This window comes from Alistipes sp. AM16-43, from assembly GCF_003435745.1.
Taxonomy (GTDB): Bacteria; Bacteroidota; Bacteroidia; order Bacteroidales; family Rikenellaceae; genus Alistipes; species Alistipes onderdonkii.
The window spans coordinates 350,502-375,142 of record NZ_QTUQ01000003.1 but is presented as its reverse complement, the minus strand read 5'-3'; the positions used below and the strand labels follow the sequence as shown (position 1 = coordinate 375,142).

At 62.8% G+C, this 24,641-nt stretch carries 16 protein-coding genes; 6 read left to right on the top strand and 10 right to left on the bottom strand.

What is annotated here, in order from left to right:
* Nucleotides 1–3 precede the first annotated feature (3 nt).
* On the top strand, nucleotides 4–1,002 hold the full coding sequence (locus DW189_RS07485; RefSeq protein ID WP_117507354.1) for a glycoside hydrolase family 43 protein: 999 nt from the start codon (nucleotides 4–6) through the stop codon (nucleotides 1,000–1,002).
* Nucleotides 1,003–1,110: 108 nt separating this feature from the next.
* On the opposite strand, the gene DW189_RS07480 is transcribed toward DW189_RS07485, so the two are convergent.
* The 10 genes from DW189_RS07480 to DW189_RS07440 all read right to left on the bottom strand — a co-directional run bounded on the left by DW189_RS07480 (nucleotide 1,111) and on the right by DW189_RS07440 (nucleotide 15,522).
* Nucleotides 1,111–1,959 (bottom strand): alpha/beta hydrolase, encoded by an 849-nt coding sequence (locus DW189_RS07480; RefSeq protein ID WP_232045691.1) that lies wholly within the window; start codon nucleotides 1,957–1,959, stop codon nucleotides 1,111–1,113.
* A 39-nt stretch (nucleotides 1,960–1,998) separates the two neighbouring features.
* Nucleotides 1,999–3,201, bottom strand: a complete 1,203-nt coding sequence (locus tag DW189_RS07475) for an alpha-L-rhamnosidase C-terminal domain-containing protein (RefSeq protein ID WP_372444968.1) — start codon at nucleotides 3,199–3,201, stop codon at nucleotides 1,999–2,001.
* A 5-nt stretch (nucleotides 3,202–3,206) separates the two neighbouring features.
* Nucleotides 3,207–3,680: a hypothetical protein gene (locus tag DW189_RS14765; protein ID WP_372444966.1), complete on the bottom strand. Its 474-nt coding sequence runs from the start codon at nucleotides 3,678–3,680 to the stop codon at nucleotides 3,207–3,209.
* The gene (locus tag DW189_RS07470) at nucleotides 3,677–6,919 is read right to left on the bottom strand and encodes a glycosyl hydrolase (protein WP_117507352.1); all 3,243 of its coding nucleotides are present in this window, start codon (nucleotides 6,917–6,919) and stop codon (nucleotides 3,677–3,679) included. Before DW189_RS07470 ends, DW189_RS14765 begins: the two co-directional genes overlap by 4 nt.
* A gap of 104 nt (nucleotides 6,920–7,023) precedes the next feature.
* Nucleotides 7,024–9,657 carry an alpha-L-rhamnosidase gene (locus tag DW189_RS07465; RefSeq protein WP_117507351.1) on the bottom strand — a complete coding sequence of 878 codons (2,634 nt, stop codon included), beginning with the start codon at nucleotides 9,655–9,657 and terminating at the stop codon, nucleotides 7,024–7,026.
* 187 nt (nucleotides 9,658–9,844) lie between these two features.
* Nucleotides 9,845–10,648: a rhamnulose-1-phosphate aldolase gene (rhaD, locus tag DW189_RS07460; protein ID WP_117507350.1), complete on the bottom strand. Its 804-nt coding sequence runs from the start codon at nucleotides 10,646–10,648 to the stop codon at nucleotides 9,845–9,847.
* 2 nt (nucleotides 10,649–10,650) lie between these two features.
* The gene (gene rhaT, locus DW189_RS07455; RefSeq protein WP_117507349.1) at nucleotides 10,651–11,664 is read right to left on the bottom strand and encodes an L-rhamnose/proton symporter RhaT; all 1,014 of its coding nucleotides are present in this window, start codon (nucleotides 11,662–11,664) and stop codon (nucleotides 10,651–10,653) included.
* A gap of 10 nt (nucleotides 11,665–11,674) precedes the next feature.
* Entirely contained in the window at nucleotides 11,675–12,829 is a 1,155-nt protein-coding gene (gene fucO, locus DW189_RS07450; RefSeq protein ID WP_117507348.1) for a lactaldehyde reductase, read from the bottom strand.
* Between the two features lie 4 nt (nucleotides 12,830–12,833).
* A complete protein-coding gene (locus DW189_RS07445) occupies nucleotides 12,834–14,087 on the bottom strand; it encodes an L-rhamnose isomerase (RefSeq protein WP_117507347.1) in 1,254 nt (417 codons plus the stop codon).
* A 13-nt stretch (nucleotides 14,088–14,100) separates the two neighbouring features.
* Nucleotides 14,101–15,522, bottom strand: a complete 1,422-nt coding sequence (locus DW189_RS07440) for a rhamnulokinase (RefSeq protein WP_117507346.1) — start codon at nucleotides 15,520–15,522, stop codon at nucleotides 14,101–14,103.
* A gap of 92 nt (nucleotides 15,523–15,614) precedes the next feature.
* Between DW189_RS07440 and DW189_RS07435 the strand changes: the two genes are divergently transcribed.
* The 5 genes from DW189_RS07435 to DW189_RS07415 all read left to right on the top strand — a co-directional run bounded on the left by DW189_RS07435 (nucleotide 15,615) and on the right by DW189_RS07415 (nucleotide 24,641).
* Entirely contained in the window at nucleotides 15,615–16,517 is a 903-nt protein-coding gene (locus DW189_RS07435; RefSeq protein WP_018695729.1) for an AraC family transcriptional regulator, read from the top strand.
* A gap of 754 nt (nucleotides 16,518–17,271) precedes the next feature.
* Nucleotides 17,272–20,226, top strand: coding sequence for a SusC/RagA family TonB-linked outer membrane protein (locus tag DW189_RS07430; RefSeq protein WP_117507345.1), 2,955 nt, complete (start codon nucleotides 17,272–17,274; stop codon nucleotides 20,224–20,226).
* Nucleotides 20,227–20,241: 15 nt separating this feature from the next.
* Nucleotides 20,242–21,747, top strand: coding sequence for a RagB/SusD family nutrient uptake outer membrane protein (locus DW189_RS07425; protein ID WP_181969296.1), 1,506 nt, complete (start codon nucleotides 20,242–20,244; stop codon nucleotides 21,745–21,747).
* A gap of 23 nt (nucleotides 21,748–21,770) precedes the next feature.
* A complete protein-coding gene (locus tag DW189_RS07420) occupies nucleotides 21,771–22,715 on the top strand; it encodes a DUF4984 domain-containing protein (protein ID WP_032134734.1) in 945 nt (314 codons plus the stop codon).
* 27 nt (nucleotides 22,716–22,742) lie between these two features.
* The gene (locus tag DW189_RS07415; RefSeq protein WP_117507343.1) at nucleotides 22,743–24,641 is read left to right on the top strand and encodes a hypothetical protein; all 1,899 of its coding nucleotides are present in this window, start codon (nucleotides 22,743–22,745) and stop codon (nucleotides 24,639–24,641) included.

The following is a 24,641-nucleotide window of genomic DNA, read 5'->3' as shown; positions in this document are numbered from 1 at the left end:
CTTATGAAATACGTAACTCTCCTTTTCGCATGCCTTGCGGCATACTGCGCCGCGGCGCAAAATACGGCCTCGGCAGCCGGCAGGAGCGGCAACCCCGTCTTCCCGGGCTGGTACGCCGACCCCGAAGGGGTGGTCTTCGGCGACACCTACTGGATCTACCCGACCTACTCGGCCGACTACGACGAGCAGACCTTCATGGACGCCTTCTCGTCGAAAGACCTCGTACACTGGCAGAAGCACCCCCGGATCGTCTCCAACGACGAGGTGAAGTGGGTGAAACGCGCCATGTGGGCGCCCGCGGCCGTCCATGCCAACGGCAAGTATTACCTTTTCTTCGCCGGCAACGACATCCACGAGGGTGAAACCGGCGGCATCGGCGTAGCCGTGGCCGACTCCCCGGCCGGGCCGTTCCGCGATGCGCTGGGCAAGCCGCTCATCGACAGCATCGTCAACGGGGCCCAGCCCATCGACCAGTTCGTCTTCCTCGACGACGACGGCAGCTACTACATGTACTACGGCGGCTGGGGGCACTGCAACATGGTACGCCTGTCGCCGGATCTGCTGCGTATCGTGCCCTTCGACGACGGCACCCTCTACAAGGAGGTCACCCCCGCGAATTACACCGAGGGGCCGTTCATGCTCAGGCACCGCGGGAAATATTACTTCATGTGGTCGGAAGGGGGCTGGACGGGCCCCGATTACTGCGTCGCCTACGCCATCGCCGACTCGCCCTTCGGGCCGTTCGAACGCATCGGCAAGATCCTCGAACAAGACCCGGCGATCGCCCGCGGCGCCGGGCACCACTCCGTCATACAGGTTCCGGGGCGGGACGAATGGTACATCGTCTACCACCGCCGCCCGCTGAACGAAACGGCAGCCAGCAGCCGTGAAACCTGCATCGACCGCATGTATTTCGATGCCGAGGGGCACATCGTCCCGGTCAGAATGACCCGCAAGGGCGTCGAAGCCCGCCCCATTCCCGCTGCCGGCAAGGCGCGGTAAACCCGTCCCGCAAGCGGGAAGCGTCCACGCACTAAAATCCCCGTTCGGCAGCATTGCCGAACGGGGATTTTAGTGCGTGCCGGCACCTATGGGGAAACGGATGCGGCGTCACTCGCCCAGCCGCTCGGAGAGCCAGCGCGCGAGCGAGTTCCGGAACTCGTCCTTGTATTTAAAGGTTTCGTTCCAGCCCCAGCCGTGCCCGCCCGTCGGATAAATATGGATCTCGCCCGGCACCGAGGCGGCTTTGAGCGCATTGTAGAACAACGTGCCGTTGACCGGGGGCACCCCGTCGTCATCGTCGCTGAAGGCGATGAACGTCGGCGGAGTCCCGCTGGTCACGCGCAGTTCGTTGCTGAACGCCGCAACCAGCCCTTCGGCCGGCGCTTCGCCCAGCAGGTTCCTCCGTGACCCGGCATGCGTAAAACGTTCGTCCATCGTGATAACCGGGTAGACCAGTATGGCGAAATCGGGACGGTTCGCATCGCAGGTGAAGTGCGTCGCAGCCGTCGAGGCCAGGTGTCCCCCGGCCGAAAAGCCGATGACGCCGACCCGCGCGGGGTCTGCGCCCCACCCGGCCGCATTCGCACGCACCAGCTCGATCGCCTGCTGCACGTCCCGGCGGGGCAGGTCGTAGTTGCCGTGGGGCATGGTGTATTTCAGCACGACGGCGGCAAACCCGCGCGCCGCGAACCACTCCGCCACCTGATAGCCCTCATGGCCGATAGCCAGGCCGCCGTAGGCACCGCCCGGGCAGACCACCACGGCCGGCGCCGGCTTCTTCCCTTCAGGGCGGTACAACGTGACATAGGGGGCGTTGTCGCGGTCGAATCCGGCACCGAGCCGCTCCGGGGCATACTTCCCGGCCTCGGGCCATAACCTGAACTCCTCCTTCTGCTGTGCAGGGACAGCTGCGGCGAACAGCAGCGCCCACGCCGCCAAAATCAGTTTCCTTGTCATATCCATCGGTTGTTAACAGTAATACGATTTTTTCCGGGGTCAGCGCACGACCCGCACCCCATCGGGTGCCGACACGCTCGTCGAGACCTTCCCGTCGGCACCGCGCTCGTGGCGCACCCGGATAACGCCCCACGGGGTCGGGAACGTCCCCTCGGCCCACTTCAGGTGTCCCAGGTGGGGGCGCACCGCCACGGACTTGCAGCCCGGTTCGAGCGGCACGATGCCCAGCACGTGCCGCGAAAGCCAGGGAGTGGGGCCCGATGCCCAGCCGTGGCAAAGGCTGTGGCGCAACCCCTTGTAGCAATAGGCGCCCGACTCGGCATGGATGTCGAATTTCCCGGCCGGAACCGGCTCGTCGATACGCGCCGCACCGGCCGCATGCGCGTAATTGAGGTCTTCCCAGAAAGTCGTGGCCCCCAGGTCGAGCATCGCACCCCAATAATCGGAGATGATCTGCAAAGCCTCATCGTAAAGGCCGCCTTCGGCCAGCGCCTCGAGCATGTAATATCCGTAGAAGGTCGAGAAACCTTCCGCCCCGCCCCGGGCGATCACCGTCCGGCACACCTTGCCGGGGTCGGCCAGCCCGGCCAGCACGAGCATCGCCGCCGCCTGCTTGTTCCGCAGGTGGTCGGGCACGTGCCGCCGCAACCGCCGCAGCGCCCCACGGCACTCCGACTGCATCTGCCTGTCGCCGAGCCAGCCGCCGATTTCGGCGCCGGCCTCCATGGCCATCACCATCAGGGCCTGATACCCGGCATGGATCACGTCGGGCATCTGGGACGTGGGCCAGTCCAGCAGGCGCTGGCCGCCCTGCAGGTTCTCGCGGTCGCCGTCCATCTGCGACGCCAGCACCCGCAGCAGGGCGCGCATATATTCCTGCTGTTCACGGAGATAGTTCAAATCGCCCTCGTACATATACAGGTCGCGGTGGATAATGACCCACCACATCGAGTAGGCCGCGATCCAGTTCATCCACCCGGGCAGCGGCGTATTGTCGCGCACGTGGTCGAGGCTCCGGCGCACGACCTCATTGCCGCCGAACACGCTCTGGACGGTCATCACCTCGGGGTGCATGTCCCCGAGCCATACCAGACGGTCGCGTTTCACCCCGTCCCAGAGGTACTCCTGCATATTGAGGTGGACGGTGTAGGCCCCCGTCTCCCAAATGCGGTTCAGCCGTTCATCATCGCAGCGGAACGACCCCAGATAAGGGACGTCGCGGTAACGGAGGATCGCCCGCACGGCTTTCAGATTGAGCTCCGCATCGGGCTCCACCAGGTCGATCCGCACGAAGCGGAACCCTGAGTTCCCGGCCTCGACATTGCCCAGCCACGGCACGCCGAGCGTAAAATCGCGCAGCGAATGCTCGTTCGTGGCGCTGGCCATCGGGGCGTCGCCGCCGAGAGCGCGATCCCGCCGCACAACTCCTTGCCGAAATCGAGCAGCACGGAAGCCGAGCACCCGTCGCGGGTCGAGAGGCGGCAGACATCGGGTGTCCCGGTCGTCAGCTGCCCGTCGAAATTCCGGAGCAGCGCTTCGGGATTTTCCACCCCCGCCGTCAGCTCGCCGGGCAGTGCGACCAGCCGCAGCGGGGTCACATACCTGCGTGAAATCACATCCGCGGCACTCCGGCCTTCCAGCCCCTTCTCCAGTATGTTCTCCTGCCCGTACACGGCCGCCGCAAAGGCCAGCAGCAGGGCAAGCAATGCTATCTGTCTCATCGTGCAATCATCCGTTCGATTACCACCGGGTTGAACAGCCCCGAAGGCTGTAACTGCGAATCGGGACGCCACGGATTGTTCAGCGTCCATGTCCCGCGCTGATCCTCGGGGAGCCTGCTGTCGCCGATCAGGCGGTTCACCCACGTATTGACCACGTCGATGACGAGGGTATTCTTCCCTTTGCGCACGAAGTCCGTGACGTCGACCCTGTACGGCGCCGTCCACACGCCCCCGGCGTACTTGCCGTTGACATAGACCTTGGCCATCACGCCAACCTGGCCCGTGTTCACGTACAGCCGGCCGGATTTCTCCTTTCCCCTGAGGTCGAACGTCGTCTCATAGCGGACACTGCCCGAGAAATAGCGCACCGACTCGTCGTCGGAGAGCCGCAGGTCTTTCAGTTCGTCCGCCACGACAGGCTCCGCCGGGCCCCGGCGCCCCTCCTGGAAGGTCAGTGTCCACGGCCCGTCCAGCGTCTTGACCCGCACCGGGGTCGGGAAATTCGCCGTCCCGTCCCTGTGCGCAGCGCCCGCCCCGTCCGCGCGCAGTACGACGAACAGGCTCTGGTTGGGCTCCAACACCATCGGCAGCGTCGTCCTGCGACCGTCATCCTCGAACTCCGGCAGCGGACGGATCGCCCCCGTCACGGCATCCCATGCCTCGGGCACAGAGCCGGTCACACGCAGCGTGCAGGGGAAAGCGATGCGCGCGTCCGACTGGTTGGTCAGGAAGTAAATCTGCTCGTCGCCCGCATCGCGGTGCCCGAAGAGCACGGGGACATCGGCCCCGACCTCGCAGTCGGGCAGGCACTGCACATAGGCCAGCGCCTCCTCCATGGTCATGCCGTCCAGCACGGCGCCCTTGCCGTAGCGGGCGGCCTTCACGGCCTTGCCGTCGACCCCGCCCCAGAGCTCCGCAGCCATGCGGCGCACCCGGGCGTCGGCATCGGGATAGCCTTCGAGGCTCGGCGAACGCTGCGGCGCAGGCCCCAGCAGCACGCCGCCCTCACGGACGAGCGCCTGCAGCTTCGCAAGCAGTTCGGGGCGCATCGTCTTGAGCTTCGGCAACACCAGTATCCGGTATTGCGTCCCGTGCGGAAGCGTCCACAGGCCGTCCTTCACGGTGGCGCGTTCCAGCAGCACCTCGCCGTTGATATAATCGTACTGGTACCCTCGGGGCAGCGCCGGGTCGGTGACGCCCGTCATTTTCGGGGCGTCCTCGCCGATGAAATAGGCCACGTCGGCGACGTTGAGCCCCTGCTGCAACATGTAATTGACACGCTTGAGGTAATCCGTGAAGAGGTCGATATGCGAGAACCACGTGTTGTTGCGGTTGAATTCCGTTCCGAACCAGGCATTCATGCCGGGCAGTTCGTCGCCCGGCTGCGAAATGTAGACGTGCAGCAGCGTGTTGTTGATCCCCTCGGAGAAGAACCTGTCGCCGCGCGGCTTCACCATCGCCGGATAACGCCCGAAATCGTTCCCGGCCGAGGTGTACGACTCGGCCGACACTTTCCGCTTGCCGTAGATGTGGGCGCACGACGAGGCGGCACGGTTCTCGATGTCGCCCAGCGACCCTTCGCCCCAGAATTCGCCCCCGACCTCGTCCGACTGGCCGCCGTACTGCAGGAACTCGCCGGGATAACCCCAGTGGCCGTAGTTCTCCAGCCACAACGTCAGCCCGTATTTGTGCGCGATTTCGCGCAGCCCCCCGATATGCGCATAGGCCAGCTTGTCGGCCGCCAGGCGCCGCATGTCCCACAGAAACCGGTCGGAGATATCCTGGCTGCCGACCACCACGCCGTCGTAAACGGGCAGGAACGGCAGGGCGTCGTAGCCGTAACGCTCCCTGAAGTCGGTCAGGAAGGTATCCGTAAAGTTCTGCCCGCCCTTCTCGTAGCTGTCGGCCACCACCACGCGGAACGTCCTGCGGTCTTCGGCCGGGATGCGGCGGAGTATCTCACCGATAAAGGCGTCGAAATGGTGCTGCAGGTAGGCCGGGGTCATCTTGTCCACTTCGAGCCCGGTGCCTTCGGGCGCCGCGGGCGAATTCTGGATGCCGGTCGGGCGCATCCCGGTACGCATGACGACCCACTCCCCGGCAGGGGCTTCCCACACCAGGCGGTCGCCGTCGAGACATTCCGTTATGTCGACCACCTCCGCGGGGTCGACCGCCAGCGACTCCGCGTCCAGCACGGGCTGGTCGCGCCACTGGTACTCCTCCCAGTAGGGCAGCGGCGACTGGAACATCTTGGCAAAGGTCTTCTCCGCATAACGCTCCACACGGGGCAGCGACGAGAGCAGCACCTCCCCTAAACCCGTATCCTTCCCCGCGCCGCGGACTATGAGCCGGAACTCGCGCCCCGTGGTCTTCGCCACGCAGACCGAAACCGGGGCGTAAGGGTCGAAACCGACCTCGATATTGGGGTTCGAGCGGTCGATCCCGAACGATGCGACCGTCCGGTAGCCGTCCGCCCCCTTCACCTGCAATTCGGCCTCAGCACGTATCGGACGGCGGGCGGGCCACACCGTGATGTTGCGCAGATCCAGGTCGGCGTCCGTCACCAAGTCGATGACGGCTTCGGGGCTGCCGTCGAAGAGGAGCTCCGTCGCCGGGTCGCCGTCTATGAGGCATTGCGCCCCGGCAGCCGTGCCGGCAGCCGTCACACGCGTATCGGCCGCCGTCAGCGCCGCACGCCCCACGGCGGAAGCGGGATAGGCGACCACCCGCACGTCCTGGAAATCGGCCGACGGGCGCGGCAGCTCCACCTCGACCTTCCCGCCGCCCCGGACATGCGCCTTGACCGAAGCCAGGTAACGCATGGCCTGCCCGGGTTCGATCCACGGCCCTCCGGCCTGGCTCCAGCCGGGGCTGTTGAACATGCCGATCTCGATACCCAGCTCCGAGGCGCGTTTGAGCGCCGCATGGGTCACTTCCCACCATTCGTCCGTAAAGAGTTTCACGGGGGCATAGGGCGTCGCCAGCTCCCCGAGGCCGATATTGCCGATGAAGGCACGGTTGATCCCCGCCCGTTTCATCGCTTCGAGGTCTTTCACCACGCCCTCCTTCGAGACATTGCCCGAAAGCCAGTACCAGTAAACCGAGGTCTGGACAGAGTCGGGCGGCGCCACGAACCCCGCGGCCAGGGCGGCATGGGAGCCGCCCTTCGGGGCGGCCTGCCCCGCCAGCGGAGCGAGGGCCAGCGGCAGCATCAGAATCAGTTTCGATAGTTTGTTCATCGCAGGAATATTTCAGGTTATGGGTAAAAATCGTCCTGTGCAGGCAGCCGTCCCGCACGGGAATGCGGCCCGCGGCAGCAGCCGTCCGCCCCGAGGCGGAAGGGTCATTTGGCCACCCTGAGCGTCAGCGTATGGCTTCCGGCACCCAGCTGATGCACCTTCCCGCCGTCCACGTTGGCCGGCAGGTAGAGCGTTGCGGTACTGTTGGCCGGGATTCGGACGCAGTAGGTCACCGTATTGCCCCGGCGCGTCCATGCCGACACGATCCGCCCGCAGGGGGCGTCGTGCGAAGCCTCGAATGCATCGACCCCGACGAAATTCGGGCGCAGCAAGATGTGTTTGAAGCCCGGCGCTTCGGGGTCGGGCTTGATGCCGCCCAGCCCCTTGAAGAACCACCCGCCAATCTCGCCGAACATCATGTGGTTGTCCGAGATGTCGCGCGTGGCTTCGAGGTTCCAGTTTTCGAGCAGCGTGGTGGCGCCGTTCACGATCCACCATCCCCACGAAGGATAGGTGTCCTGCACCGCGACCTTGTAGGCCGTTTCGGCATGGCCGTTCTCGCTCAGCGCATTGAGGATGGCCTTGGCGCCCAGCACCCCGACGTCGAGGTGGAACCCGGCTTCGGCGACCTTGCGGGCGAGGTTGCCGGCGACCTTGGCGACCATCTCCTCGGGCACGACGCCCCACATCAGCGGAACGCTCAGCTCGGTCTGCGTGCCGCTGGCATAGATGCCCGCCGCACGGTCGAGGTATTTGTCGTTGATGGCCCCGCGGATTTCGCCGGCCAGAGCCTCGTAGTGCTTCCGGTCGGCCTCCCGGCCGAACAGGGCGGCGGCACGGGCGAGGATCGTGGCATCGACGTAGAAATAGACCGACGAGGTCAGCTCCAGCGACGACTGCGAGCGGACGGGCACCCAGTCGCCGCGTCCCCACGAGGAGAGGTGCCCCGGGCTGCGGCGGTCGACGTAATCGACATAGCGTTTGATATTCTCGTAGCAATCCTCCAGCGGCTTCGTGTCCCCGTAGAAGAGGTAGAGGTTCCACGGGATGATGGCGATGGTGCTCGTCCAGTCCAGCCCGTTGGCCGTGCCGTAGCCCCAGCCGCCGGTGGGGATGATGTCGGGCAGCACGCCGTTGGGCTGCTGTTCGTCGCGGTGGTCGGCGAGCCACTTCTCGTAGACCGTAATGCCGTCGTAGTTGTACAGCGCCGTTTCGATGGCCAGGTGGCCGTCGCCCGTCCAGCCGTTCTTCTCGCGCTGGGGGCAGTCGGTCGGGTAACCCATCAGGTTCGAGAGGTAGGCCTTGTTGGTGGCGTCCCAAAGTTTGTCCACCAGGTCGTTCGACGTCTCGATATGCCCCACGGGGGTCACGTCGCTGTGCATGGCATAGGCCGTCAGGTTCTCCGCAGACAGCTCCACCGGCCGGTCGGCAACCACCTCGACATAGCGGAAGCCCTTGTAGTTGAACCGGGGCATGAACTCGTCGTCGCGGCCGCTCAGGGTCACCACGTCGGTCTGGAACAGGTCGTCCTTGTCCGTCGGGCGGAAATAGACGTCGATGTTCGACAGGTCGGCATGGCCGTCTTCGCGCAGGCGTTCGGCATGGATGAGCCGCAGCTGCGTCCCGGCTTCGCCCCTCAGGCGAAGCTTCGTCACACCGGCCATGTTCTGGCCGAAATCATAGAGGTAGCTCCGTTCGTCGAGCTTGCGCACGCTGCGCGGCCTGTATTGGGTGACGTTGCGGATCGGCACCGTCTGCTGTGCCGTAACCCTCTGCGACGGCGCGCCGCGGTACATCACCCCGTCCCAGGCCGAGTCGTCGAACCCGGGGGCGCTCCAGCCCGGCTGCTCGAGCCGCGCATCGTAATGCTCCGAAGTATAGATGCTGTTGAACACCAGCGGCCCGCCCGAGGTGCGCCAGTCGAGGTCGGACTTCACGACCTCGTGCGTCCCGTCCGCATACTCGATACGCAGGTCGAAGCAGAACGCCGGGCGGTTGCGCCACGGCGCCCGCTCGAAGTTCCACACGGCGCCCGACTGGTGGTTGTACCAGCCGTTGCCCAACAGGATGCCCACGGCATTGGCCCCGTCCTGCAACTGCCGCGTCACGTCGTAGGTGACGTAGAGGTTCCGGCGGTCGAAGCGCGTATACATCGGGTCGAGGCGGTGGTCGCCGACCTTCCGCCCGTTGATATGGAGTTCGTACAACCCGGCCGCCGCGACATAGGCGCGGGCCGATTTCACGCGTTTGCCCACGGAGAACTCCTTGCGGAAATAGGGCGCGGGCTTATGGTTTATGTCGTGGTGGTCGCTGATCCAGCATCCCTGCCAGTTCCCGGCCCCCATCATGCCGGTCTCGAACGCCGCGACCCCGGACGAGGAGCGCGCGTAGTCCTTGTCCCAGACCGTCACGGCCCAGTAATACCGGGTGAACGGGTCGAGTTTCGGCCCGGCGTAACGGACGAGCATCCCGTCCGAATCCGTGCGCCCCGAATCCCACACGTCGCCGCGTCCGGCGGCCACGGCGGCGGAATCCCGCCCCACGACGACCCTGTAAGCCCGCTGGAGCGCCCCGGAACGGCTGTCGTCCAGACGCCAGCCCAGTCGCGGCGCCGGGGCGTCGATGCCCAGCGGCGTCTCCAGATGTTCGCACCGCAGCCCCACGGGCGTACACGGTGCCGCGGCCTGCGCACCCAGCGCGGCAGCCGCAAAACAAAGCGATAAAAGTATCTTTTTCATAAAACGGTAAAATTATCGTTTCCGTCCTCCGGCGGCAACGGCACCCGCCGCGTTCCGGGGTACAGGTACGGACAGATCCGGTGCCCAAGGCCGCAGGGATACCCCGTCCGCAGGCTTTCGGCATACGGGGATGCCCGTCTGCCGCTCCCGACGGGGATTGCCGTCCCCGCCCGCCGGCATCTTTGGGTCAGAGGTTAAAGGCCCGTTTCAATTCGTCCATCTGCTCCTGCGTCGTCCCGGCGGGCTCGAAGCCCATCGAACGGGCCGTGAGGTAGATCTGCGCCGATTTCGAGAGCACGTCGACCTGGTCGAACGCCTCGAAGATGTCGGGCCCTACGGCACATACGCCGTGTTTCTCCCACATCACCACGTCGTACTCGCGCAGCTGCGCGATGGTGGCCTCGGCCAGTTCGACCGACGAGGGCATCTTATAGGGAACGATCCCCAGCCCCTTGGGGCAGAAGGCCCGCGTCTCGGGGATCATGCTCCACAGAAGGTTGGTCAAGACGTCCTTTTCGAGGAACGCAGGGTTGTGCGTCATGGCGATCAGGTCGATGGGATGGGTATGCAGCGCCGCCTTGTAGCCGTTGCCCGAGGCGATCATCTGGTTGTGCATCGCCAGATGCGAAGCCAGCTCCGAAGTGGGTTTCACCGCCTTGTCAGCGATGATCTCGTACGACGCACAGTCGTCGAGAATGCGGATTACCGAGCCGTTCTCCATCGGGCGGCGCGCCAGGTCGCGCATACGTTTGTTGGTACCCTTGCAGAAGAAATAGCACCCCTTGAGGCGGGGCAGCGTGGTGCCGATTTCAAAGCGGCCGCTAATCGGAGCCATCGCGCGGATCACGTCGTCGACGTGCTCCGTGATGTTTACCGTGATGTTGCCGCCATTGCGCTCGGCCCACCCCTTCTGCCAGAGGTAACCGGCCACTTCGGCCACTTTGTCCACCTCGGCGGCCAGCGCCGGGCGGTTTTCGAGTATGGATTTCATCGTCAGAACAAATTAGGAAATACGAGTGAGAAAATCAGGATCGCCAGGCCGCAGACCAATACGCCCACGGTCTTTCGCGACGCCCCGCGCCACTCCCGGAGGATAATGCCCCACACGTTCGAGAAGGTGACGTTGAGCGCCATGAGGATGCACCAGGCGAATGCCGCCACGACCGACCCGGGCTCGAAGAAGGTCTGCCCGATGCCGAAGCCGAAGAACTGCGAGTACCACAGCGCCCCGGCCAACGCGCAGAACAACAGGTTGTTGGCATAGAGCGTCCCCTTACCGTAGTCGCCGAACGTGCGGTTGCGCGCATTCTGCCACAGGCAGTAGGCGGCATTGGTCACGAAGCCCCCGAGCGTCACCATCAGCGTGGCGGGCAGCGTGCGGAACAGGGCGCTGCCGCCCTCGACCTGCAACGGCCTCCCGGCCTCCAGCCCGAGGTTGAAGCAGGCGCTCATCACGCCCGCCAGCAACGCCACGGCCAGCCCCTTCGTAAGGGCGAAGTCCTTGACGGCGGCGCGTTTCTCCTCGTCGGTCATGTTCTGCGCGCGCAGCGACCCGGCGTAGCCGATCACGGCGATGCCCGCCAGCGTAATCGAGACCCCCAGCAGCAGTACGAGCCCTTTGCCCGCAAAGAGGTTTTCGCCCGCGAAGATGGCGGGGAAGAGGGTGCCGAACCCGGCGCAGGTGCCCAGGGCGATCGACTGCCCGAGCGCCACCCCGAGGTAGCGCATCGACAGCCCGAACGTCAGGCCGCCCACACCCCACAGCACGCCGTAGCCGGCGGCCTTGAAGGCGGCGGAGGGGTCGGTCGAGAGGACTTCCCCGAGCGAGCTGCCCGCGGGAACCGCCAGCAGTGCCCCCAGCAGCGGGAACACCAGCCAGGCGAAGATGCCCTGTACCAGCCAGAAGCTCTCCCACGACCACTCCTTCACCTTTTTGATGGGTACATAGGAGCTCGACTGGCAGAAGCTGCCGACGGCGATGATCAGAAGTCCGAGAAGCGTATTCATGGCCTTTGTTTTAGAATGCGGTACGGTATAGTTTTTCGATATCCCCGACCGAGGTCGGACGTGGGTTGCCGCCCGTGCAGACGTCGTTGAACGCCGCCACGGCCAGCGCGGGGATGTCCTCCTCCCTCACGCCGATCTCGTGCAGGTGCTGCGGGATACCGATGCTGAGCGACAGGTCGCGCACGGCCCTGACAGCCGCGGCGACGCCCTCGTCGACGCTCATGCCCGCGGTATCGACGCCCATCGCCCGCGCGATGTCGAGGTATTTGGCGCGCGAGGGCGACTCGGCGTTGTATTCCATCACATAGGGCAGCAGCAGTGCGTTCGCCACGCCGTGCGGCGTGTCGTAGAACGCCCCCAGGGGGTGCGCCATCGAGTGCACGATGCCCAGCCCGACGTTCGAGAAACCCATGCCCGCGATGTACTGCGCCTCGGCCATGCCGTTGCGGGCGACGGGGTCGCTGCCGTCCTCGACGGCATTCCGCAAGTGCGCGGCGACCAGCTCGATGGCCTTCAGCTCGAACATGTCGCTCATCGTCCACGCCCCGGGCGTGATATACCCTTCGATGGCGTGCGTCAGGGCGTCCATGCCCGTGGCGGCCGTCAGCCCCCGGGGCATCGACATCATCAGCTCGCAGTCGATCACCGCGCACATCGGGATGTCGTTGGGATCGACGCATACCATCTTCTTGCGGTTCTCCTCGTCGGTGATGACATAGTTGATCGTCACCTCGGCCGCCGTTCCCGCGGTCGTCGGCACGGCGAAGGTCGGCACGGCGCGGTGCTTGGTGTCGGCCACGCCCTCCAACGAGCGCACGTCGGCGAACCCGGGGTTGTTGACGATGATGCCCACGGCCTTGGCCGTGTCGATCGACGAACCGCCGCCCAGCGCCACCATGCAGTCGGCGCCCGAAGCCTTGAACGCCTCGACGCCCTGCTGCACGTTGCGGATCGTGGGGTTGGCCTTGATCTGGCTGTAAATCTCATAGGGAATGTCCGCCCCGCGGAGCACCTCCTCGATCTTCGCGGCCACGCCGAACCGGATGAGGTCTTTGTCCGTTACGAGCAGCACCTTTTTAAAGCCCCGCTTGCGGATCTCGTCGGCGATCACCGAGCGGCACCCTGCGCCGTAGTACGACGTCTCGTTCAGTACGATGCGGTACATGGCCTTAGCGTTTGGAGGTTACTTCCCTTTCGTACTGCTGGATCCCGGCGATGAACTCCTCGCCCACGGGCACGTCGTTGCGCAGGCAGAACATGTCCCATACGGCGTTCCAGGGCAGCGACTTCGACTCTTCGAGCAGCGCCAGGCGCTCGAAGCCCTGTCCGGCAGCCTCGTACCGGCGAAGCTGCGCGAGCGGTTCGAGCAACGCCTGCATCAGGCACTTCTGCGTGGCGCGCGAACCGATGACATAGGCGCCGATGCGGTTGATCGAGGCATCGAAATAATCCAGCCCGATATGAACGCGGTCGAGCGCATCGCAGCGTACGATCTCCTTGCACAGTTCCAGCGTATCGTCGTTCATGATCGTCACGTGGTCGGAATCCCAGCGCACCGGGCGCGACACGTGCAGCATCACCTCGGGGATGAACAGCAGCAGCGACGAAATCTTGTCGGCCACGATCTCCGTGGGGTGGAAATGCCCCGTATCGAGGGTCACGATCTTGCCGCGGCTGGCTCCGTAGCCGATGTAGAAGTCGTTGCTCCCGACGGTATAGCTCTCCAGCCCGATGCCGAACACCTTCGACTCGATGCAGTCCTTCATGTGGTCGTATTCGGTCTCGAAGATGCGGTCGAGCGAGTCGCGCAGCAGCTCGCGGTAGAGCATGCGGTTCACCGTAAGGTCTTTCGAGCCGTCGTGCACCCAGAGGTTCATGATCGAGGGGGCGCCCTGCGCCTTGCCCATCTCTTCGGCAATGGCGCGGCAGCGCTTGGTGTGTTCCACCCAGAAGTCCCGGATTCCGGGGTCGGGGTTGGCCAGCGAGAGATCGCCGCTCTTGGGGTGCGAGAACGACGTCGAGTTGAAGTCGAGCTTCATGCCGTGCTCTTTCGCCCACTCGATCCAGCCCTGGAAATGCCGGGGCTCCACCTGGTCGCGGTCGACCGTCTCGCCGCCGAACTCGCCGTAGATCTCGTGCAGGTTCAGGCGGTGCGTACCGGGGATGAACGACTTGGCCTTGAGGATGTCGGCACGCAGCTCCCCGATGTTGCGGGCTTTGCCCGGGTAGTTGCCCGTGGCCTGGATGCCGCCCGTAAGGTCGCCGCCCCGGTTTTCGAAGCCCGTCACGTCGTCCGCCTGCCAGCAGTGGAGCGAGAGCGAGATGTTCTGAAGCGCCGCGAGCGCCTGTTCGGTGTCTACGCCGATCCCCGCATAGCGTTCCCGCGCGATGGCGTATGCCTTTTCGATAAGTTCCGTTTTCATAAGAATGACAGTTTTATTTTTTCGGTTGATATGTTTTCGTTTCGATCGAGCGGCCGATGTAGCGCCGCATTTCGGCGAGCGAAGAGACCACGCCCGCGGCACGCGCCTGCACCATGATGTTGCCCAGCGCCGTGGCTTCGGCAGGGCCCGCCACGACGGGGATGCCGACAGCGTCGGCCGTCATCCGGTTCAGCAGGTCGTTCTGTGCGCCGCCGCCGATGACGTGCAGGCATTCGATTTCGAACGGCGCCAGCCGCCGCAATTTACCGAGCACCTCGGCGTATTTCGCCGCCAGCGAGTCGAATATCAGCCGCATCAGCGCCGCATCGTCCGCCGGCGAGGGGACGCCGTGCGCCGCGCACCACGCGCGGATCGCCTGCGGCATGTCGGTCGGCGCGGCGAACTCCGCGGCATCGGGGTCGATGACCCCCGGCGACGGGGCGGCGCCCTCGGTCATGCGCACGATCTCTTCATAGCTATACTCCCTGCCCTGGCGGCTCCACACCGCGCGGCACTGTTCGAGCAGCCACATGCCGGTGATGTTCTTCAGAAAACGCACCGTGCCGTCCACGCCGCCCTCGTTGGTGAAGTTCATCGCATAGGACTCCTCCGTAATGATCGGCTCCGGCACCTCGATGCCCATCAGCGACCACGTCCCCGACGAGAGGTAGGCGAAGCGGCTGTTCCGGGCAGGCACGGCCGCCACGGCCGAAGCCGTATCGTGCCCCGCGACGGCCACCACGGGCACCGCCCCCAGCCCGGTCTGCCGGGCTACGGCGTCGCAAAGCACCCCGATCCTCCGGCCGGGCATCACCACCCGCGGGAAAAGCGCGGGATCGACGCCCGCCTCGCGCAGCAGTGCGCCGTCGATCTCCCGCGTGCGGGGCTCCATGAACTGCGACGTCGAGAGGATCGTATACTCGCATACCTTCTCGCCGGTGAGCAGGTACGACAGCGCGTCGGGAATGAAAAGCACCGACGCGGCATTTTCCAGCGCCGACATCCCCTCCCCGCGTGCGGCACGGAGCTGGAAGAGCGAATTGAAATTCATGATCTGAATACCCGTGCGGCGGTACACTTCTTGCCGGGGTATTTTCCGAAAGAACTCCTCGGGAACCCCGTTGGTATAGGGATCGCGGTAAGCCCTCGGAAGCCCGGCCAGCGTACCGTCGGCCGCCACGCAGGCCATGTCGACGCCCCACGTGTCGATACCGATCGAATCGACCCGAAGCCTTCGCTGCCCGGCCAGCGTCAGGCCGTGCAGGATTTCCTCATAGAGCGAGTAGATGTTCCAATAATATTTGCCGCCGATCGAAAGCAGGCGGTTCGGGAAGCGGTGCAGAACTTCGAGGGCGATGCCGTCGCCGCAGAGCGTGGCGAGAATGACACGGCCGCTCGTGGCACCGAGATCGACACCAACGAAATAACGGTTCATCACGGAAAGTTTTAGGTTACTGATGCAAAACTATACAATCTTTTCCCTACCTTTGTTGATGGTTTTGACAAACTATATATAGATTTGACACTATGGACGACCGGCCGCTGAGCATCCTTCACTACCTGCCAGTCTCCCCGCGCGACGAGCAGTGGGGCATCGTCTGCACCACGGCCGGGCACCAGCACGTCCCGCCCGGAACGCCCTACCCCGTCTCGGAACACCCCGAGCACTACCTGTTTTACAAAGGCAGCGGCCGCACGCTCGACGAATACCAGCTGGTCTACATCACCGCCGGACGGGGACGTTTCGAGTCGGCATCCTGCCCGTCGCAGACGGTCGAGGCGGGCACCATGCTCCTGCTCTTCCCCAACGAATGGCACTCCTATTCACCCGACCCCGGCACCGGATGGACGGAGTGGTGGGTCGGCTTCCGCGGCGCCAATATCGACCGGCTGGAACAGCAGGGGTTCCTCTGCCGCCGGCGCCCCCTGCTGCGGATCGGGTGCAGCGGCGGCATCGAGCGGTGCTACCGCGAGATCATCGGCACGGTCGAGGAGGAGCGCGTGGGATTCCAGCCGCTTATTTCGAGCATCGTGCTCCACATCCTGGGGTCGGTGCTCTTCAAGCACAGCAACCTGCTCTACTCCGACAACCCCGTCGTCGAGAAGATCAACCGCGCGAAAGCCATCATGCGCACAGACTTCGGCCGCAACCGCTCGCCCGAACAGATCGCCCGCGAAGTGGGCATGGGCTACACGTGGTTCCGCCGCGTCTTCCGCGAATACGTGGGGATGGCGCCGGCGCAATACCAGCACACGATGCGGCTCAACAAGGCCCGGGAACTGCTCGCGACGACAGCCCACAGCATCTCGGAAATAGCCTATGCGCTCGGCTTCGAAAGCGTGAGCGCCTTCTCGCTCTTTTTCCGCCTCCGCGAACGGCTCAGCCCCAGTCAGTACCGCGCCCGCTTCCGGGGCGGGAAGGGGCAGTGACCCGCCGGAACAGACCACGGCCGTGACGCACCGCGGGTTGCCCACGGCAGCGATGCACGGGGGCTACAACCCGCCGCCGACCAAAGCATTGACCCGCGGGCGCAAATAGGGGTTGATGTTATGTATTAAAATGAAATCACGGCATATCACTTACAATCTGTAAGCATAATACACCAAAAAACTGCGCATCCTTTACTTTACTTCCCGTTTCAGCCTAATCGCCCTCGATAAAATCCCCTTTGAGAACTCTTTACGGGGTTTCGCGTATTTCCTCCGTACACCACCGATTGCCGGAAAATTGTTATCTCCTCAGGTTTTCGGGGAAGTTCGTCCCCTCCGGCGAAAAATATTTTTATATTTTTTATATTTTTTCAAAGAACCACCCCGCAGGTTGGTATATATTAAATAATATTAAAAAATAAGGTATCCAGAAGCACCTACGTCCGGAAACTCACCGCATATCAAACCGTACCGGAGGGTATTTTTTCGCCCGAAACCCCAAAATATTCAAAACATATTGAATTTTATTTTCGTTTTTATAAAAATATTTTAACCCGTGTTCAACAATGGTTCTTCGGGTTAAAACAAAATGTTAAGTTATTTATATTTAGTCTTATAGCACCTGTTTTCGCCCTGAAAAGAGGGCCGGAAAGACCCTTTCCGAACACTCCTGCTTACATTTCATCTATTTTGAACATTTGGCAAATTCGTTTTAATTATTTTTCTTTGTCGCGTAAGAAAGTATCATTTACTTATGCAAAAAACGAAACTTCTACTCAACATTCTTGCATTTTTCCTATGTGCCTTGCCGGCGATGTCCGTAGCTCAGGGGGGGGGAAATGTGACCGTCAGAGGCATCGTCACCTCGGCGGATGACAAGCAACCCCTCATCGGGGTCAACGTGATTTCCGGGGCCACCAGCGGGGTGAGCACCCTTGCGGACGGAAGCTACTCGATCAGCGTCGCCGCAGGGACGACGCTCACCTTCCAGTACATCGGCTACAAGCCCGCCACCTTTACGGTTCCGGGCGGCAGCGCCTCGCTGACCTACAACGTCTCCCTCGAGAGCGAGGCACAGGCGCTCGACGACGTGGTGGTCATCGCTTACGGTGTCCGCAAGAAGGGCACCATCGCCGGATCGGTATCGACCGTCAAGGCCGAAAAGGTCGAGAACACCCCTACGGCGGCGTTCGACCAGGCCATCCAAGGACAGGTTCCCGGCCTGACGGTACTTTCCAATTCGGGTGAGCCGAGCACGTCGGCAACGATGATGATCCGGGGCATGAACTCGATCAACTCGGGTACCTCGCCGCTCTACATACTCGACGGCGTCGCCATCGCCAGTTCCGACTTCAATGCCATCAACCCGGCCGACATCGAGAGCATCTCGGTGCTCAAGGACGCCTCCTCCACCTCTATATATGGTGCGCGCGCGGCCAACGGCGTGATCGTCATCACGACCAAACGCGGGCGCATGGCCGAGCGGGCGAAGATCAACTACCGCATGCAGCTCGGTTTCTCGCAGATCGCCTACGGCAACTGGGATCTGATGGACACCGGCGAACGCATCCAGTACGAGAAGGAGATCGGGTTCACCGACGGCAAAAACTACAACGTCCTGGGCAAGACCAACGTCAACTGGCTCGACGAGGTGTTCAACGATGCCGCCCTGCTCCAGAACTACGAACTTTCGGTTTCGGGGGCCACCGACAAGACCAATTACTACGTCTCGGGCGGCTACTACAACCAGGAGGGCATCGCCGCAGGTTCGGCCTTCGAGCGCTTCTCGCTCCGCGCCAACGTCGAGCAGCAGGCCGCCAAATGGCTCAAGCTCGGCACCAACACGATGATGAACTACCAGACCATCGAACGCGCCGAGTCGGGCGAATATACGCTCGTGACCCCCATCTCGGCCGCACGTTTCATGATGCCGTACTGGAATCCCCACCGCCCCGACGGCTCGCTCGCCTCGATCAAGGACGGCACCTGGAAGGGCGAAGGCCAGAACCCGCTCGAATGGCTGGCCAACAACAAGATCTCCTATAAAAAATACAAGGTGATCTCGACGCTCTTCGCCGAGGCCACCCCCATCGAGGGGCTCACCATCCGGTCGCAGTTCGGCGTAGGCTATTCGCACACGACGGGCTTCGGCGCCTCCTACCCCAACTACCCGCCCAACCTGGGCTCGGGCACGGCCCAGCGCTACTCGACCGACGGCATGAGCCTTTCCATCACCAATACGATCAACTACCGCTTCTCGCTCGACGGCGGACACTCGTTCAACTTCCTGTTGGGCCAGGAGGGCGTCGATTACAGCTACGAGGAGTTCACGCTGGCCACCCGCGGCCAGAACAACGACAAGCTGGTCAACATCTCGTCGGGGACGCGAGCCACGTCGTGGAGCGACGTCACCGACGACAACTACGCCTTCCTGTCGTTCTTCGCGCGCGGCGAATACAACTACGCCGACCGTTACTACGTCGACTTCTCCGTCCGTACCGACGGCTCCTCGCGCTTCGGCACCTCGGGACGCTGGGCTGCGTTCGGCTCAGTGGGCATGATGTGGAACCTGCGCAACGAGAAATTCATGGAGAACTCGCGCCGCTGGCTCACCAACGCGCAGATCGCCTTCAGCACGGGCACCTCGGGTAACTCGTCGATCCCCAACTACGAACACATGGCGCTCGTGAGCGGCGGCCTGAACTACTACGGCGACGCCGGCATCGCCCCCTCGCAGCCGGGCAACGAAGACCTGCAGTGGGAGAAGCTGTGGATCACCAACCTGGCCGTGCACCTGGGCTTCTGGAACCGCCTGAACGTGGACGTCGAACTCTACCACAAGAAGAACAGCGCCATGCTCATGGAGGTTCCCGTTTCCTACACCACCTCCAACGGCTTCGGCTTCCGCTGGGACAACGTGGGCGACATGACCAACCGCGGCGTCGAGGTGAGCCTGGCCGCCGACGTCATCCAGCACAAGGATTTCGTGTGGAGCGTGAACGCCAACGTCTCCTACAACAGGAACAAGATGACCAAGCTCTACAGCGGGGTCAGCGAATACGAGCTTTCGAGCACCAATACCAAACTGGTCGTGGGGCACTCCTTCGGCGAGTTCTACCTCAACCGGTTCGCAGGCGTCAACCCCGCCAACGGCGACGCGCTGTGGTACACCAAGGAGGGCGAGCTGACCACCGAGCTCCGCGACGAGGACAAGGTCATGGTCGGCAAGAGCTACGTGGCGCCCTGGCAGGGCGGCTTCGGCACGACGCTGGCCTGGAAGGGACTTTCGCTGTCGGCACAGTTCAGCTGGGTCGCCGACCGCTGGATGATCAACAACGACCGTTATTTCGACGAGTCGAACGGCCGATTCGCCTCCTACAACCAGTCCAAGCGCCTGCTCAACCGCTGGAAGAAACCCGGCGACATCACCGACATCCCGCGCCACGGCGTCTACACCGAGTTCGACGACCGCCTGCTGGAGGACGCTTCGTTCCTGCGCCTGAAAAACCTCATGCTGAGTTATTCCTTCCCGCAGGAGTGGCTGCGTAAGACACGCTTCATCAGCGGCGTGAAGATCTACGCCCAGGCCCAGAACCTCTTCACCTTTACCAAATTCACGGGCCTCGATCCCGAAGGGTCGAGCAATATGTACCAGGCACAGTACCCTATGGCACGCCAATTCACCTTCGGACTCGACTTAACATTCTAATCAGGGACTATGAACATGTTACGCAATATAAAATTCTACCTTTCGGCCCTCGCGATACTTGTCGGCGCCACCTCGTGCCTGGACAAGTACCCCGGCTCGTCCATTCCGGAGAAGGAGGCCATGCGCACCTTCGCCGACGCCGAGCAGACGCTCACCGGCATCTACGCCTCGCTCAAGAGCAACGCGCTTTACAGCGGCTACCTCACCCTGCTGCCCGACATCCAGGCCGACCTGGTCTATGCCGTCGAAGGCAACACCAACACCTACGGCTCGTTCTGGCGCTGGGACATACGCCCGACCGACCTGCAGCTCGAAGCGGTTTATGCCGCCCTCTACAAGGTGATCGGCAACTGCAACTTCTACCTCGACCGCATCGACGAGGTGGTGGCGAACGAGATCAGCGACACCAACATCGAGAAGCTCGAACAGTACACGGGCGAGGTCTACGCCGTGCGTGCGCTCTGCTATTCCGAACTGCTCAAGACCTTCTGCAAGGCCTATGAGCCGGACACGGCCCAATCGGAACTGGGCGTCGTGCTGCGCACGAAATACTTTACGCCCGAGGCGGCCCGCCGCGCATCGCTCTACGACTCGTACCAGTTCGTACTCGACGACCTGGCCGAGGCCGAGAAACGCCTCGACAAGGAGAACGACGCCTACGGCAACGTCTACATGACCTCGGCCTCGGCCGAGGCGCTGCACGCCCGCGTGGCGCTCTACATGCAGGACTGGGACACGGCGATCGAATATTCGAGCACCCTGATCGACGAAAAAAAGGCCACCTTCCAGCTCTCCGATGCCAAGACCAACTACACCTCCGACTACACTTATTTCGACTACATGTGGGCGTACGACCTGGGATACGAGGTCATCTGGCGCATCGGCTTCACCGACACCTCCTACGGCGGGGCGCTCGGCACGGTGTTCCTCAACTTCAACAAGGACTACACCTATTTCTATCCCGACTATGTCCCCGGCCAGGCCGCCCTGGATCTCTACGACGATGCCGACCTGCGCTATTCGGGCTACTTCTACCAGACCGAGACCGGTTATGCTCACGGGCTGAGCTGGCCGCTGCTGGTCAAATACTACGGCAACCGCAACCTGATCGCCAACCAGATCTACCATGTCTCGATGCCCAAGCCGTTCCGCCTGGCGGAGCAGTACCTGATCCGCGCCGAGGCCTACTGCCAAAAGAACGATTTTTCGAAGGCCGGCAACGACCTCTCGACGCTGCGCAAGATGCGCTACAAATCGGGCGGTACGATCAACGTCACGAAGGACAACTGGTTGCAGACCATCTCCGATGAGCGCCTGCGCGAACTCTACATGGAGGGTTTCCGCCTGCACGACCTCAAACGCTGGCACAAGGGCTTCGAGCGTAAGCCGCAGGCCAATTCCCAGGCCGAAGGCAGCTCGCTCAAGATCGAAGCCGACAACCCGCTTTTCGTATGGCCGATCCCGCAGCACGAGCTGGAAGCCCCCGGTTCGGAGATACTCCCGAACGAAAGCAACAGATAGCAACAACGAATAGAAGAGAGACAATGAAACGAATTATCACGGTTTTGTTTGCAACGGGACTCCTGGCCGCCCTCGCAACGGGTTGCAAGGAGGAATATAAGACCTACTCCGATGCGGAGTACGTGCTGTTCGCCGACACCCTGGCGACCTACGCCGTACTCCAGAACCAAGACTATTTCTCGGTACCGGTCTCCTCGACCGTCGCGTGCGATTACGACCGCACGTTCGGCGTGGAGATCATCGACCAGGGCAGCAATGCCGTCGAGGGGAAGCACTACCGCCTCCTGTCGAACACCATCACCATAAAGGCCGGTTCGCGTAAGGCCGACGTACAGGTACACGGGTTCTACGACAACATCGAAGATACCGACTCGCTGGGCTTCATCCTCAAACTGGTCATGCCCGAGCAGCTGAAATGGGATCTGTACCACGACCGGACCAAGGTCGTCTTGCAGAAGAGCTGCCCCTACGACATCAACGAGTTCACGGGCTGGTGTGTCGTGACCTCGACGTTCCTCAACAGCTACCCCGGCGTGGAAAACAAGAGCATCCAGCGTCTCATCCACACCGAGAAACACCCCACCGAGGAGAATATGATCATCCTGCACGACTGGCTCTTCTCGGGCTACGACGTCACGATCCGCCTCGACCCGGGCGACCCCATCGAACCGCTGGTGACCATGGACAAGAACCAGGTGCTGGCCGACGAGGCTTCGGTCTTCGGCCAGATCCTCGGCGACAACAAGATTCTCGTCACCAACAGCCCGCTCTACGACTCCTATTTCAACAGCTGCCAGCATTTCGTGGCCCTGTGGATCAAGGTGCACGTCGAGGACATGGGCGTGAACGTCGGTACGGTAGGCCACTTCTATAACATCATCGAATGGGTCAGCGACGAGGAGGCCGAGCGGCTCCAGCGGGAAGAAGGCATGCTCCCGGGAGGCGTCATAACGCCCGAATCGCTCTAAATCATAACGTAAATAAAGAAACGAAATATGAAAAGACATTATTTGCACTTGGTGATGTCGCTGCTCGCCGGAGCATGTCTGGCGGCCGCTTCGTGTTCCGATTCGGATGAGGATACGAAGCTTCCCAGCCCCAACTTCCCCGAGGCGGTTTCAGCGACCATCGAAGCCGGCGGCACCTACACGCTCGAGATAGAGCCCAACCAGAACTGGGAGGTGAGCGTCCCGACGGCCACCGCCGCATGGTTCTGGATACAGGACGAAACACAGAAAGTCTGGACGCTGCGCGGCAGTGCGGGTGCATCGCGGATCGTAATCGGCGTGGCCGAACTCGATGAGTTCGACGACACGCGTGTCTGCGAGGTAACCCTGAAGATGGGAGGCCAAAGCAAGGTCATCGCCACGATCACACGCGGTACGCTCGAACGCGGCTTCAGCCTTCGCACATGCAAGCTCGACCAGTACGGCGACTTCGAATACGGCGACAGCGAAACCGGCCTCACCTACTCCTATAACGAAGGGGAGGCCGAAAGCATCGACCTGACCTGGCCCGAGGGACGCACCGATTTCTCGATGCCGATCCTGGTCGAGGCCAACTACGACTGGGCGATCAACCAGTTGCCGGAGTGGGTATCCACCCCGTCGGTGACGGTCGGGAAACCCGGCACGAAAGTCGAGATCCGCATCCAGGGCAACCCGTCGGCCTACCCGCTCGACGGGGCGCAGGACAAACTGGTGTTCATCGACAAGAACAACCTCGACGCGAAGGTCGAGATTCCGGTCACGATCCCCTCCTGCCGCGACATTTTCGATGTCACGCTCGATAAGGAACTCAAGTTCAACGCCGCAGCCGAGATCTACAACAGCATGAACGGCGACTGGTCGCCCGGCACCGCACGCGGTTCGGTCAAGGGCATCAGGGGTGCGAGGATCTATGTCATCGCCGAAGTCACGGATCGCTGGGGCAATACCGGCCTGAGCGGCGACGAAGCCGACACCAAATGGGTCATCGTCGAGGAAAGCGCCTGGGACGAGGAGCTGGTCATCATGGATCGGGGCTTCACCGTCGGCACGGAGGTCAACCAGGGCGATGCCCGCACGGCCAGGATCATCGTGCTCCCGGCTTCGATGGCGGTCTCCGACCCCAACGAACTCTTCGACTACGACATCAAGGAAGAGTACCAGCCCTATGTCTTCGCCACGCTGACACAGCAGGCCAGCCCCGGCCCGATCCAGGCTGCCAACCCCGAGGGCATGGCGGAGATCGGCACCTTGTTCGAGAAACTCCCCTCGACCCACTGGTCGCTCCGCGAGCTCGAGGTCGACGATGCCTACAAACTGACCTACACCAAAGCCTGGTCGAACGACCCCGAAGCCACGCTGACATTCGAACGCGACTTCACCGGCTATAAATGCTACGACGCCGACTGCCAGCCGCTGTCGGACGAGCAGAACTGGCTCTCGGTACGCCGCGTCGAAGGCGGGGCCATCATCGACATGGATCGCGAGGACGAAGGCTACATCGTCTTCTACGACGCCGAGGGCAACATCGCGGCCGTCAACTGCCTCTACGATCCCAATGCGGACATCGGCGGCACGGACATCGGGTTCGCATATCCCGAATACGTCACCGGCGCGACCCTCGAAGAGATCACCTCGGGCGAATACTACGAACAGTATGCGGAGTACGGCGCCCCGATCTACCACCTGACCTACGAGGGAGAAACCACGAACGCCGTGATGAACGTCCCAACCTACTCGAGTTTCATGGCCCAAGGCGATGCGGAAAGCTGGCTTACGGCCGAATCCTACGGCCCGACCCAGATCTACGTCAACATGGACTCTCAGACCGCCGCCGAGGGCGTCATGTTCCTCTACGGTGCCAACTGGAACGTGGTGATGGTGATCATCTGCACGCTCAACATCTGA

Bases quoted from the DNA above. Each gene is read 5' to 3' on its own strand.
- DW189_RS07425 (WP_181969296.1), top strand. From the start codon at position 20,242: ATGTTACGCAATATAAAATTCTACCTTTCGGCCCTCGCGATACTTGTC.
- DW189_RS07480 (WP_232045691.1), bottom strand. From the start codon at position 1,959: ATGACAAGGAAACTGATTTTGGCGGCGTGGGCGCTGCTGTTCGCCGCA.
- rhaT (WP_117507349.1), bottom strand. From the start codon at position 11,664: ATGAATACGCTTCTCGGACTTCTGATCATCGCCGTCGGCAGCTTCTGC.
- fucO (WP_117507348.1), bottom strand. From the start codon at position 12,829: ATGTACCGCATCGTACTGAACGAGACGTCGTACTACGGCGCAGGGTGC.
- DW189_RS07465 (WP_117507351.1), bottom strand. From the start codon at position 9,657: ATGAAAAAGATACTTTTATCGCTTTGTTTTGCGGCTGCCGCGCTGGGT.
- DW189_RS07445 (WP_117507347.1), bottom strand. From the start codon at position 14,087: ATGAAAACGGAACTTATCGAAAAGGCATACGCCATCGCGCGGGAACGC.
- DW189_RS07470 (WP_117507352.1), bottom strand. From the start codon at position 6,919: ATGAACAAACTATCGAAACTGATTCTGATGCTGCCGCTGGCCCTCGCT.
- DW189_RS07430 (WP_117507345.1), top strand. From the start codon at position 17,272: ATGCAAAAAACGAAACTTCTACTCAACATTCTTGCATTTTTCCTATGT.
- DW189_RS07485 (WP_117507354.1), top strand. From the start codon at position 4: ATGAAATACGTAACTCTCCTTTTCGCATGCCTTGCGGCATACTGCGCC.
- DW189_RS14765 (WP_372444966.1), bottom strand. From the start codon at position 3,680: ATGAGACAGATAGCATTGCTTGCCCTGCTGCTGGCCTTTGCGGCGGCC.
- DW189_RS07415 (WP_117507343.1), top strand. From the start codon at position 22,743: ATGAAAAGACATTATTTGCACTTGGTGATGTCGCTGCTCGCCGGAGCA.
- rhaD (WP_117507350.1), bottom strand. From the start codon at position 10,648: ATGAAATCCATACTCGAAAACCGCCCGGCGCTGGCCGCCGAGGTGGAC.
- DW189_RS07440 (WP_117507346.1), bottom strand. From the start codon at position 15,522: ATGAACCGTTATTTCGTTGGTGTCGATCTCGGTGCCACGAGCGGCCGT.
- DW189_RS07420 (WP_032134734.1), top strand. From the start codon at position 21,771: ATGAAACGAATTATCACGGTTTTGTTTGCAACGGGACTCCTGGCCGCC.
- DW189_RS07435 (WP_018695729.1), top strand. From the start codon at position 15,615: ATGGACGACCGGCCGCTGAGCATCCTTCACTACCTGCCAGTCTCCCCG.